This window comes from Streptomyces sp. NPDC096132, from assembly GCF_044763345.1.
In the GTDB taxonomy this organism is placed as follows: Bacteria; Actinomycetota; Actinomycetes; order Streptomycetales; family Streptomycetaceae; genus Streptomyces.
On the sequence record NZ_JBIWGA010000036.1, the window covers coordinates 74,393 to 86,523 of the forward strand.

Annotated in this window: 10 protein-coding genes and 1 pseudogene; 9 read left to right on the plus strand and 2 right to left on the minus strand. The window is 69.6% G+C overall.

Translation table 11 applies throughout. The features are described from left to right. The first annotated feature begins 64 nt into the window (after positions 1 to 64). From ACIRF9_RS46210 to ACIRF9_RS46250, 9 genes are all read left to right on the plus strand, one after another. Positions 65 to 1,003: an ABC transporter permease gene (locus tag ACIRF9_RS46210; RefSeq protein WP_403835735.1), complete on the plus strand. Its 939-nt coding sequence runs from the start codon at positions 65 to 67 to the stop codon at positions 1,001 to 1,003. After that, entirely contained in the window at positions 1,000 to 2,982 is a 1,983-nt protein-coding gene (locus ACIRF9_RS46215) for a dipeptide/oligopeptide/nickel ABC transporter permease/ATP-binding protein (protein ID WP_403835737.1), read from the plus strand. Before ACIRF9_RS46210 ends, ACIRF9_RS46215 begins: the two co-directional genes overlap by 4 nt. Then, entirely contained in the window at positions 2,975 to 3,973 is a 999-nt protein-coding gene (locus ACIRF9_RS46220) for an oligopeptide/dipeptide ABC transporter ATP-binding protein (RefSeq protein WP_403835739.1), read from the plus strand. The genes ACIRF9_RS46215 and ACIRF9_RS46220 overlap by 8 nt, the downstream gene beginning before the upstream one ends. A gap of 21 nt (positions 3,974 to 3,994) precedes the next feature. Next, positions 3,995 to 5,473, plus strand: coding sequence for an aldehyde dehydrogenase family protein (locus ACIRF9_RS46225; protein WP_403835742.1), 1,479 nt, complete (start codon positions 3,995 to 3,997; stop codon positions 5,471 to 5,473). A gap of 82 nt (positions 5,474 to 5,555) precedes the next feature. Further along, positions 5,556 to 6,587, plus strand: a complete 1,032-nt coding sequence (locus tag ACIRF9_RS46230) for a dienelactone hydrolase family protein (protein ID WP_403835743.1) — start codon at positions 5,556 to 5,558, stop codon at positions 6,585 to 6,587. Positions 6,588 to 6,653: 66 nt separating this feature from the next. Continuing rightward, positions 6,654 to 7,691, plus strand: coding sequence for a hypothetical protein (locus ACIRF9_RS46235; protein ID WP_403835746.1), 1,038 nt, complete (start codon positions 6,654 to 6,656; stop codon positions 7,689 to 7,691). 13 nt (positions 7,692 to 7,704) lie between these two features. Beyond that, a complete protein-coding gene (locus tag ACIRF9_RS46240; protein ID WP_403835749.1) occupies positions 7,705 to 9,018 on the plus strand; it encodes a hypothetical protein in 1,314 nt (437 codons plus the stop codon). Between the two features lie 642 nt (positions 9,019 to 9,660). After that, positions 9,661 to 9,990 (plus strand): hypothetical protein, encoded by a 330-nt coding sequence (locus ACIRF9_RS46245; protein ID WP_403835751.1) that lies wholly within the window; start codon positions 9,661 to 9,663, stop codon positions 9,988 to 9,990. Next, positions 9,987 to 10,718, plus strand: a complete 732-nt coding sequence (locus ACIRF9_RS46250) for a lactonase family protein (protein ID WP_403835764.1) — start codon at positions 9,987 to 9,989, stop codon at positions 10,716 to 10,718. The genes ACIRF9_RS46245 and ACIRF9_RS46250 overlap by 4 nt, the downstream gene beginning before the upstream one ends. A 637-nt stretch (positions 10,719 to 11,355) precedes the next feature. Here the strand turns inward: ACIRF9_RS46250 and ACIRF9_RS46255 are convergent. Together ACIRF9_RS46255 and ACIRF9_RS46260 are read right to left on the minus strand one after the other, a co-directional pair. Beyond that, positions 11,356 to 11,454, minus strand: a pseudogene (locus ACIRF9_RS46255) (IS5/IS1182 family transposase); the annotation flags it as partial. Further along, the gene (locus ACIRF9_RS46260; RefSeq protein WP_403835755.1) at positions 11,451 to 11,666 is read right to left on the minus strand and encodes a transposase; all 216 of its coding nucleotides are present in this window, start codon (positions 11,664 to 11,666) and stop codon (positions 11,451 to 11,453) included. The pseudogene ACIRF9_RS46255 and the gene ACIRF9_RS46260, both read right to left, overlap by 4 nt. Between the last annotated feature and the right edge of the window lie 465 nt (positions 11,667 to 12,131).

Sequence of the window (12,131 nt, forward strand, 5' to 3'; positions counted from 1 at the left end):
GAGCTCCGGGCAGCCCCCTGCCTGACCACGGGGGCCGCCCGGCCCAAGAAAGGAGTGAGGTGAGATGCACAGGATCCTCTTCCGCTGGCTGCTCGGCGCGATCCCGGTGGTGTTCGGCGTCACCGTCCTGACCTTCGTCCTGACCAGCCTCGTGCCGGGCGACCCCGGCCGCACCATCCTCGGCGCGAACGCGAGTCCCGCCCAGGTCAAGGCACTTGACGCACAGCTCGGCCTCGATCACTCACTGCCGGTCCGCTACTGGGACTGGCTGACCGACGCCCTGCAGGGCAACCTCGGTGACTCCATCACCTCCGGGGTACCGGTGAGCGACCAGCTCACCTCCCGCTTGGGCGTCACCCTCTCGCTGATCGGCGGCGCGATCCTGGTAGCCGCCGTGGCGGGAGTGGTGCTCGGCGTGCTGAGCGCCTTGAAGGGCGGCTGGCTCGGGCGGGCCGTGGACGGCATCTCACTGGTCGGGCTCGCGGTGCCCAACTTCTGGTTCGGCCTGGTACTGATGACGGCGCTCGCCGTGCAGCTGCCGGTCTTCCCCGTCTCGGGCTACGTCCCCTTCACCGACTCCCCGGTGCAATGGTTCCAGTCGCTGGTGCTGCCGGTGCTCACCCTGGGCGTCCCCGCCACGGCACCGGTCGCCAAGCAGACCCGCGACGGCGTCCTCAACCAGCTCGACCGCGAATACGTCCGCGTGCTGCGGGCGCGCGGGGTCCCGGAGCGGTCGGTGATCTTCCGGCACGTGCTGCGCAACGCGGCCGCCCCCATCGTCACCGTGCTGGGCGTGGTCGTGGTGACCCTGTTCGGCGGCACCGTGCTCGCCGAGACCCTGTTCGTCATGCCCGGCCTCGGCGGCCTCGCCGTCACCGCCGCGCAGACCCAGGACATCCCCATGGTCCAGGGCGTCGCCCTCGTCTTCACGGTGACCGTGATGCTGATCAACCTGCTGATCGAAGTCGTGTACACGATGCTCAACCCGAAGGTGCGGACATGAAGACGTCGGCGATCGCACGTCAGAAGGCGCCCGACAGCGGACGGGAGGGTCCTCGGCGGGGTCCCGTGCGGCGCGGTTTCGCCGCCCGGCTGCTGCGCAAGCCGGCCGCGGCTGTCTCCGCCGGCTATCTCGTCCTCGTCGTCCTGGTCACCGTGTTCGCGGGTCAGCTCGCTCCGTACGCCCCCGAGGAGCAGGACCTGACCGCCGCACTCCAGGGCCCCAGCGGCGCCCATCCGCTGGGCACCGGGGAGCTGGGCCGGGACGTGCTCAGCCGTCTCATGCACGGCGGCCAGATCACCCTGCTCGGCGTGGTGATCACGCTGGCCGTGTATCTCACGCTCGGCGTCCCGGCCGGCATGGTCGCCGGATACCGGGGCGGCTGGTTCGACCGCCTCGTCCTCAAGAGCGCCGACCTGATCTCCGCCGTCCCCGTCATCATCGTCCTGCTGGTGGTCCTCGCGGTCTTCACCAACAACGAGAGCGCCGCCATGGCCGCCAACGGCCTCCTCGGAGCGCCGCTGCTGGCCCGGGTAGTGCGCTCGGCCACGCTCGGCGTGAAGGAGGAGCTCTACGTCCGTGCCGCCGTCGCGAACGGCGTCCGGGACCGGGTGATCATCCGCCGGCACGTCCTGCCGCGCGTCACCGGTGTCGTCCTCGTCCAGGCCTCCGTGTACGGCGCGTACGCGGTCCTCCTGGAGACCGGGCTCGGCTTCCTCGGCGTCGGGACCACCGACGCCAGCTGGGGCAGCATGATCGCCGAGGCGTCCAAGAACATCGGCACCGATCCCTGGCTCCTGGTCCCCTCCGGGTTCATAATCATCAGCTTCATCCTGGCGCTCGGCCTGCTCAGCGACGGGCTGCGCGACACGCTCGCCGAACGGTACTCGCCCCCCGTCGACAAGCCGCCGTCCCGCCGTATGGGGCGGCCCCGGGGTGCCTCACCCGCACCGCAGCCGGTACGGGTCAAGGCCCCCGTCGAAGAGCCCGACGCCGATGCCCTGCTGTCGGTGCGCGGTCTGACGGTGTCCCTGCGCATCGAGGGCGCGCCCACCGACGTCATCCGGGACGTGTCCTTCGACCTGCGGGCCGGTGAGGTGCTGGGCATCGTCGGTGAGACGGGCTGCGGCAAGACGATCACCGCCACCTCGCTCCTCGGCATGCTGCCCGCGGGCGGCGAGATCGCCTCCGGCACCATCCTGTTCGAGGGCGCCGACCTCGCCCGCGCCGACGCCGCCGCGATGCGCCGCGTACGGGGCCGCCGTATCGGATGGATCTCCCAGGACCCCATCTCCAGCCTGGACCCGTCGTTCACCGCCGGCGCCCAGGTCGCCGAGGTCGTGCGGCTGCACACCGGCTGCTCCCGCAAGCAGGCCCGGGAGCGCGCGCTGGAACTCTTTGAGAAGGTACGGCTGCCCGACCCCGCCCGCGTCGCCGGCAGCTACCCCCACCAGCTCTCCGGCGGCATGGCCCAACGGGTCGGCATCGCGGCCGCGTTGGCGGGTGATCCCGCCCTGGTGATCGCCGACGAGCCGACCACCGCGCTGGACGTGACCGTACAGGCCGAGATCCTCGACCTGCTGCGCGAACTCCAGGCGGGTGGCACCGCCGTCATCCTCATCACCCACGACTGGGGTGTGCTGGCCGACCTGTGCGACCGGGCCGTGGTGATGTACGCCGGCGAGGTCGTCGAGGAGGCCGAGGTCACCGCCCTGGTCACCGCCCCGGCCCACCCCTACACAGCCGGACTGCTCGGGTCCGACCCGCACCACGCCCTGCCGGGCGAGCCGCTGCCCGCGGTCGAGGGCGCGGTGCCGCCGCCGACCCAGTGGCCCGTGGGCTGCCACTTCCAGAACCGCTGTCCGCGGGTGACCGAGTCCTGCAAGGAGAAACCCGTCGTGATCTCCCATCTGGTCGGGCCGGCACGGTCGACGCGGTGCATACGACCGCTCGAGATGACCGGAGGACCGGCACATGACTGAAGAGGCTCTGCTCCGGGTGCGCGGGCTGGACGTCACCTACCGCCGGTCGCGGCTGCGCGGCGGCGACGTCCAGGCCGTACGGGGCGTGGACCTGACCGTCGGGCGCGGTGAGACCGTCGGCCTGGTCGGCGAGTCCGGCTCCGGCAAGTCGACCATCGGCTCCGCGGTGCTGGGGCTGGTGCCGGCGAGCGGGGGCGTCATCGAGTTCGACGGCGCCGACATCACGCACGGCACGCGCGCCGAACGGCGGCTGCTGGCCCGCCGTATGCAGGTGGTCTTCCAGGACCCGTACGGCTCGATGAACCCCGCCCACACGGTCGGCGACACCCTCGCCGAGGCGCTCCGCTACAACCTGGGCCTGTCCTCGGACGAGATCCACGACCGTGTGCTGCGCGCCCTGGACGACGTCGGTCTGCCGCCCGGCGCCGCCCGCCGCTACCCGGGGGCCTTCTCCGGTGGCCAGCGCCAGCGCATCGCCATCGCCAGGGCGTTGGTCATGGAGCCCGACTTCATCGTGTGCGACGAAGCGGTCAGCGCTCTGGACCTGTCGGTACAGGCCCAGGTCCTGAACCTGCTGGCCCGCCTCAAGCAGACCCGGGGCCTGAGTTACCTGTTCATCTCCCACGACCTGGCCGTGGTGCGCTACCTCAGCGACACCATCGTCGTCCTGTACGCCGGCCAGGTCGTCGAGCGCGGCCCGGCGGCCAGGATCGCGGACGCCCCGGCCCACCCCTACACCCGCGCGCTGCTCGCCGCGGCGCCGGTGCCCGACCCCGTCGCGCAGCGCCGCCGCCAGGCCGAGCGACGCCTCACCGGCACGACCACCCCGGCGGCGGGACGGGTCAGCGCGGGCTGTGCCTTCGCTCCCCGCTGTCCGTTCGCGCAGGAGACCTGCTGGACGACCCGGCCCGAACTCGTGGAGCGCGACGGCGTCTTTGCCGCCTGCCACCGCCACGACGAGATCGCGGCGGGTACGGCCGAGGCCGCCTGACCCCCTATCCCAAGGAAGACGATGACCACCACCGCCCCCGCCCCGCTCGACATCGCCGCGCTGCTGCCCGACGGCACGCACCTCATCGACGGCGAGTGGGTCCCCGCCCGCTCCAAGGTCACCATCGACGTGCTGAACCCGGCCACCGGCGCGTTGATCGCCCGCGTCCCGCGCGGCACCGCCGAGGACATCGACGACGCCGTACGCGCCGCCGAGACAGCGCTGCCCGCCTGGCGCGACACCAGCCCCGCCACCCGCGGTGAACTCCTGTACCGCTGGGCCGAGTTGGTCCGCAAATACGACGACGACATCAACCGGCTGGAAGCGATCGAGGTCGGCCACCCCGTCGGCCCCTCCCCCATCGCCGCCCGGCTGACCTACCTCGCCGGCAAGGCCGACAAGGTCTTCGGCGACACCCTGCCCACCCGCTCCCCGGACGTCCTGGGCCTGACCCTGCGCGAGCCGTACGGCGTCATCGGCGCGATCATCCCGTGGAACGCGCCGGGCCCGATGACCGTGTTCAACACCGCCGCCCCGATCGCCGCCGGCAACACCGTCGTCCTCAAGCCCGCCGAGGACGCCCCGCTCACCGCCCTCTACCTGTGCCGGCTGGCGCACGAGGCGGGCATCCCGCCCGGCGTCCTCAACGTCGTCACCGGATACGGCTCCGAAGCCGGCGCCGCCCTGCCCGCGCACCCCGGCATCCGCAAGATGAGCTTCACCGGCTCCCCCGCCACCGGCACCGCCGTGATGGAGGCCTGCGCCCGCAATCTGATCCCGCTCCAGCTCGAACTGGGCGGCAAGTCCCCGCAGATCGTGCTGCCGGACGCCGACCTCACCAAGGCCGTCCCCGCGATCGCCCGCAGCATCGTCATGAACAGCGGCCAGGTCTGCGCCGCCGGCTCACGCGTCCTCGTCCACCCCTCCCTCCACGACAGGCTGGTCACCGAGGTGGCCGACGCCTTCCGCGCCGTACGCGTCGGACTGTGGGACCAGCCGGTCGACATGGGGCCGCTGATCAACGCCCGGCAGGAGAAGCGGGTGCTGGAGTACCTCGCCATCGGCCGGGAAGAGGGCGCCGAAGTCGTCGTCGGCGGCGGCAAGCTGACCGGAGCGCCGTACGACGACGGGTACTTCGTCGAGCCGACCCTCTTCGACCGGGTGCAGCCGGGGATGCGGATCGCCCAGGAGGAGATCTTCGGCCCGGTGCTGTCCGTCCTCACCTACGAGGACGAGGAAGAGGCCGTCGCGATCGCCAACGGCACCCGCTACGGCCTGACCGCCACCGTCTGGACGCAGGACGTCGGACGGGCCGTCCGTCTGGCCCGACGGGTCCAGGCCGGGCAGATCGCCGTCAACACCCTGGGCGACGGCGGACCCGCCGGTGCCATCGGCGCCCCCTTCGGCGGATACAAGCACAGTGGCTTCGGCCGCTCCATGGGCCCCGACTACCTGGAGGACTGGACGCAGGTGAAGTGCGTGGTCATCAACGCCGGCTGACGCACGTGGCCCGCAAGGACGACGACTCACTCGCCACACACAGCGCAAGAACCTCACCTTCTACCAGGGCTCGGTGATCGCCATGATCGGTAAGGGAATCAACGCAAGACGGCTGCGCGTCGGGCGCGGGCCGCTCGCCAGACTGTCGGCGACACTGCTGCTGTCGGCCGCCCTCCTCGGCGGGCAGACCCTGGTGGCAGGCGGGCAGAGCATGGCCGCCACCTCGGCCTCGGACGACATGCCCACGTCCTGTCCGTCCGTCACCGGTACGCAGTCGGCCACCCCGACCGCGGGCTGGACCAACCAGCAGGCCGCGCAGGCCTTCGCCGCCGAGAAGCTGGCCCAGTCGCCGCGCTCGTCCCGGTGGGTGAGCCTGCGCTTCCGCGGTCAGACGATGCGCGCGTGGGTGGACTACCCCGTCGGCAGAAGGAACGCGCCGGTGGTCCTCGTGCTGCACGAGGTGTTCGGGCTGACCGACTCCACACGCAACACCGCCGACCAGATCGCCGCGATGGGCTACATAGCGATCACGCCCGACATGATCTCGGGGCTCGGCCCGGACGGCGGCGGTGACACCCGGACCCTCACCGGCAGCGGCGGCGGGACCTCCGCCCTGGTGACGGCAGTCCCGGACGAAGAGGTCAGCGCCCGTATCGGCGCCTGGGCGGACTACGCCAGGCACCTGCCTCGCTCCACCGGGCAGACCGACATCGTCGGACTCTCCTGGGGCGGCGGCGCGGCGTTCCGGTACGCCGCGACCGGCACCAGGTCGGTCGACTCGGTCTTCGTGTTCTACGACGTCGGCCCGCCCGCCGTGACCCAGGGCTGCCACCGCACCGATGGGCTGACCAACTACCCGGTCGACAGGATCGCGGTTCCGGTCCACGGCTTCTACGGCGAGACCGACACCCGCGTGATGAACAGCCTGCAGGCCACCACCGACGCGATGTCGGCCGCCGGGAAGTACTACGACCCGGTCGTCTACCCCGGCGCCGATCACGCCTTCATGCGGCTGGGAGAGAACCCGGCCGGCACGAACGCCGCGAACGCCGCCGCGGAGCGGGCGAGTCTGAAGCGCCTGAAGAAGGAGCTCCGCCAGTCCTTCCGCCGCTGACCTCAGATGATCCCGTCCCGGCCACGCCCAGCGGTGTGGCCGGGACGCAAGGCACCCGCCTGCATCGTGGACCTCAAGGCCGCCGTGCGCTACCTGCACTTCAACAAGCACCGCATCCCGGGCAACACCGACTGGATCGTCTCCGGCGGCGGCAGCGCCGGCGCAGCACTCTCCTCACTCCTCGGCGCCTCCGGCGACAGCCCGCTCTACCACCGCTATCTCAAGGAGATCGGCGCGGCCGAGGAGAGCGACGCCGTCTTCGCCACCGCCGCCTACTCCCCCATCACCGACCTCGAGCACGCCGACATGGCCTACGAGTGGATGTTCGGCACACTCCCCCTGGCCAGTGGCGCCACGGCGGCCGAGCCCTACTCCACGCAGCTCAAGGACGCCTACGCCGGCTACCTGCGCTCCCTGCACCTGCGCGGCATCAAGGGCCACGGCACCCTCACCGCCGACAACTACGCCGACTACATGGTCAAGGCCTACCTCCAGCCCTCGGCCACCGCATACCTCACCGCCCTCCCGGACGCCGACCGCACCACCTACCTCGCCGCCAACACCTTCATCACCTGGTCCGGCGGCAAGGCCACCTTCACCTGGGACGGCTTCCTCACCCACATCGGCCGCCGGATGAAAAACGCCCCGTCCTTCGACGCCCTCGACGCCAGCGCCTTCGAGAACCAGGAGTTCGGCGACGCCACGACCAACGCCCGCCACTTCACCCTCTACAGCCTCCGCACCGAAACCGGCAACACCACCGCACGGCTCGACGCGGACCTGCCCGAGAAGATCAAAGCTGATGAACCCGATGTACTTCCTCGGGCAGCGCAACCCCCACCGCTCCCGGCATTGGTGGCTGCGCACCGGCTCCCTCGACACCAACACCGCGCACAACATCGTCCTCAACCTCGCCGCCAAACTCGACAACCTCGGCGACGACGTCAACTCCTACCTCTACTGGGACGGCGCCCACGCCCTGAACCAGGACGCCGACGCCATGATCGCCTGGATCAACAACCTCACCGGTTACCGCCTCGCATGACGTCACGACGGCAGAAGCGGCACCTGAGCGCCGCTTCGCCCACCATTTCATTGACCTAGGAGCCTCCCTCACATGAAGAAGACACGCCGTGGCTTTATCGGCTTAGTGCTGGCCCCAGCACTCGCTACGCCCTTCGCACTGGTTCCGTCGGCCGCATCTGCGGCGCCCCGGCGAACGGCTCACACCACGACGAAGACGATCGACGCGGACGGAGTCACGGGGATCACCGCCACGGCTTACGACAGTCTCTTCAGCGGCGGAAACGCCGCCCAGGGAGTAGCCGCCCTGATCGCGGCGGGCGCGGTGAAAATCAACGATGCGGCCGTGCCCACCGTAACCGGCAACTGTGAGTACAGCGCGGATCGGCTTGACATCAATGGCGGAAGCGGACTCTGGAAGAACGCGGACGGCACCTGGTCGTACAACGTCCACATACTGTTGCAGGGCTCGAACGAAAGCTACGCAGCCGCCGTCCTCGACTTCGTCAACGCCGTAACACTGATGCGCGGGATCAGCTATCGGCTCACCCTCACGGACGGCGTCGTGACTGCGATCGATGCGACGGTCAAGGACGCCGCCTTCGTGAACAAGGTAAGCAAAGGCCGCGACTTCACGACCTTCACCATCGTGGAGCACGGCGACGGCAGCACGGACAAGCCCAATCCCTCCACGATCAGCTTCCCGAACACGAACGTCGTGGGGCGTCCACAAAATCAGAACATGGTGCTGTACTGGAAAGACGCCGAGGGATGGCACCTGGAACGCGCGGCCGACAAGAGCGCGGTCCTCGATGTAAGCGTCGGTTCGTCAGGAAATTGGACGGAATCGGTGAACGGAGCCTCGTTCACGGACTCGCGCCTGACATTGCAGTACTCGGAGCCTTGGAACAGGCCCACCCAGCCGTTCAGGGCCATGTACTGGATGGGCGAGAACGACGTGCGCGCCACCCAGTGGTTCGCTACTGCGGGCGTCACTGTCGGCTTCTCGCGCGGAGTGGATGCGAGGCCCGCCCTCGCTGCCGCGGTCACGAAAGCGAAGAACGCACTCGACACCGTTGCGGTGTCCGGCGCCGGCGACGGGTCCGACGTAGCCGAAGGCACGATGTGGGTCACCCAGGCCTACCGTGACATCTTCGCCCGGGCGGTCGCGGACGCGCAGGCCGAACTCGATGCCCATGGCGCGACGAACGACGAGTACGAAGGCGCGCTCTACCGTCTTGCCCAGGCCTACGGCGGCCAGACGGGAGACAGGTTCAGCTGGCTGGAGAACACGTACTTCGGCAGTGGTGACGACTACGGTTTCGGGACGCCGTTCGACACCGGATACAACGGGACCGGCTTCTGGACATTTGCCCAGGCGCACCTCGGGACTGATACGGCACATTGAGGCAACTCCCGAGCCCCCGGCAGGAACTCGCTCGTGCCCAACACCCGTGTGAGCACGGCCGGGGGCAAGCGTCCCTCCCGCACGACTGCACCGCCTGGCCGCAGGTCTGCCATCCAGGTACCCGGTGGGACCCGGGTCGGCGGCGACGTCGATACGACTGCCGTTGATGCTCAGGCCGGGCGGATTGCGGCGATGGCCTCTTCCGGTGAGACCGCCGGGGCGCGCCGTTCACCCGCCGCATCGTCTGCCGCCGCGCCGAGTGCGGTGGGCGCGTGGACGCTTGCGGCACACCCGGACAGGCTCGACGGCCCTCCGCTCCGGTGCGGTGCGGTGCGAGTGCGCGAGTGCGAGTGCGAGTGCGAGTGCGAAACCTTACGTTGCGCACGGCGTGATCCCGAAGCCGTCGACACGGTGAACGATCGACCACGGCTCGCCCAGACTGTGACACGCACACGGTTGACGTACAGACGTTCCCATCGACTGCACCACCGGTCCTCGACCGACGTTGTCGCGAACAGACGCGAGCAGAGAGGTCATCGCAGCATGTGGAACTCCCAGCCAGCCGAGGCCGCTCAGGCAAGAACCACCCAACGCCCCTCCCCCAGACGGGGGCTGAGTACCTGGGCGGCATCCGCAGCCGCCGTGACCGTGCCGATGCTCGCCGGAACGCACAGCGCGAACGCGGCATCCGGCACCAAGCCGGAACTCCTGTACATCGGCACATGGCGGGGCACCCAGGTGAACGGCGCCTGGTTCTGTCCCGATAACGGGACCATGACCCCGTTCGGTATCGCGGCGGCGCTGAATTCGAGCTGGCAGGCCGCGCACCCGTCGAAGCCGGTTCTCTACGTCGGCAGCGGGGACGCCGGTGGCACCGTCTCGGCCTTCCGGGCCGCTCCGGCAACCGGCGCACTGACCGCATCGACCGACCTTCGGGCACCGTCCTGGCGGCGAACTTCGCGGCGGGCCTGACCGCGGCACTACCGATCCGACCCGATGACGGACTCGGCACTCCTGCATCCGTCATGGTGGACACCGGTTCCGGCCCTCACCCCCGCCAGACCGGCCCGCATCCGCACCATGTCGTGGTGGCTCCGGGCGGCAGATTCGCCCTGGTCGCGGACTTCGGCGCGGACCGTGTGTTCGTCTACCGCTTCGACCGCGGGACACGCGTACTGTCGGCCGACGAACCGATCGGCCCGCGCTCCTACGCGGTGCCCCCGGGTTCCGGACCGCGGCGCCTGCACTTCCATCCCGACGGCCGGACCCTCTACCTGCTCAACGCACTGACAGCGGATCTCCACATCCTCGACTGGAACCCCTGGAACGGCCGGATCGCCCTCGCCCAGACCCTGTCCACCGACTCACCCGAGTACACCGGCACCAAGAGCGCGGCCGAACTCGGCACGAGCCGCGACGGCCGCTTCGTCTACACCTCCAACCGAGGCGAGAACACCCTCGTCGTCTTCACGGCCGACCAGCGAACCGGTCGGCTCACACTCGCCCAGCGCATCCCCTGCGGCGGTCTGTCGCCATGGAGCTTCACGATCCACCGGAGCAACCGGTGGATGTTCGTGGCGAACCAAGTGAGCAGCAGCGTCAATCTGTTCGCGATCGACCTACGGTCAGGGAAGCTGACAGACACCGGGAATTCCATGCCCGTTCCGAATCCGGACTGCACAACAATTCCAGCGTTCTGAAGCGATCAAGCCACGACGAAGTGCCTTGCGCGCTGCGGCGGCGAAAGCTCCGGCCCGTCCAGCATCCCATTGCGGTTAGGGGCCGGGCCTCCACCTGGGCCGTCATCATCACGGCGGTAACGGTGTCCGGACGAGGCCGGGGTCGCCCACGCGATACGACGATCGACGAACGCGCTCTCGCCGTGTGGTCAGGTGTGGTGCTCATGCGGCCAGCAGCCTCCGCAGCATCTTCTGGTGGCGGCGGACCTGCTCCACCTCGTCCATCAGGTCTGCCCGGCCGCGGTCCTGGGAGTACCTCGTGCCGACGGAGGGCGAAAGCAACTGGACTCTTCTGGGCGGCAGGGTCGAGCACGGGGAGAACCCTTTCGATGGGATGATTCGGTAGGTCGCCGAGGAGACCAGGTGGGCCGCGATGACGGTGTCCCGCCGAGTGTGTAGTCGTTGGTCGAGTCGATTGGGTTTCTGCTGTGGCAGGAGCTGGTGGTCGTCCGTGGCCGGTTGCGTCGTGAGGAGTTCGGCCATGGATAGACGAACGGCGCCTTCCTCCTGCTGAACAGGGATGCGGCCATGCCCACGAGGCGCGGGCGGCTTGGCGGTCGGTGACGTTCGCGGCAGTCACCCAGACCATCAGCAGCAGGCCGAGGCTGTCCGTGATGACGTGCCGACGCCTTCCGTTGATCTTCTTGCCGCCGTCATAGCCCCGTGACACGGCGGGCACCGAGGAGGCTGCCTTCACCGACTGCGAGTCGATGATTCCCGCACTCGGCTCATGGCGCGGCCCTCCGCGGTGCGAGCTCTCCCGCGAAGCCGGTCGTGCAGTTCCCCGGCCAGGCCCCGCTTCCGCCACCTGCGAAAGAAGGCGTAGACACGGTCCCACGCCGGAAAATCGACGGGCATCGCACGCCACTTGATGCCGTTGTCGGTGACGTAGAAGACCGCATCGAGCATGTCGATGGCAGTAGCCCTCCGGCTGCCCGCCCCTCCCCTCCATCCATGCCGGCACCGGCAGGGCGTCCCGCACCACTGCCCACTGCGCGTCCCGTCATGTCCGAGCCGTAGACCGGGACCCGGTCCGGCCGGTCGGCTGCGTTCCCGAACCGGTGAGCGAGGCAATCGCACGAAGAACGCGCCGAGTTGAAGATAACCGGCGAAACTGCGTAGAACTGCGACAACAGGGCCTCTGGGGCAGACGAGTTGGCTTCGCAACCCGCGTGCTGCACCGGAGGCCCTGCCTTCATGCACCCACCCGGCCGAAATCACCCGACCAGGCAACCCGTTCGACCAGAACCGCCCTCACGGTCGATAGGGACTACGGCTTCTTAGAGCTCGTAACACGATCATGCGGCCCGGTCCCAGTAGTCCTGTCGTGGTGGAGCGTGGGAGCGTGGCCCTGGATCGCGGGCGACGGCTTGT

Coding starts and splice junctions, on each gene's coding strand:
- ACIRF9_RS46240 (WP_403835749.1), top strand. CDS start 7,705: ATGAAGAAGACACGCCGTGGCTTTATCGGCTTAGTGCTGGCCCCAGCA.
- ACIRF9_RS46225 (WP_403835742.1), top strand. CDS start 3,995: ATGACCACCACCGCCCCCGCCCCGCTCGACATCGCCGCGCTGCTGCCC.
- ACIRF9_RS46230 (WP_403835743.1), top strand. CDS start 5,556: ATGATCGGTAAGGGAATCAACGCAAGACGGCTGCGCGTCGGGCGCGGG.
- ACIRF9_RS46210 (WP_403835735.1), top strand. CDS start 65: ATGCACAGGATCCTCTTCCGCTGGCTGCTCGGCGCGATCCCGGTGGTG.
- ACIRF9_RS46260 (WP_403835755.1), bottom strand. CDS start 11,666: ATGCTCGATGCGGTCTTCTACGTCACCGACAACGGCATCAAGTGGCGT.
- ACIRF9_RS46215 (WP_403835737.1), top strand. CDS start 1,000: ATGAAGACGTCGGCGATCGCACGTCAGAAGGCGCCCGACAGCGGACGG.
- ACIRF9_RS46220 (WP_403835739.1), top strand. CDS start 2,975: ATGACTGAAGAGGCTCTGCTCCGGGTGCGCGGGCTGGACGTCACCTAC.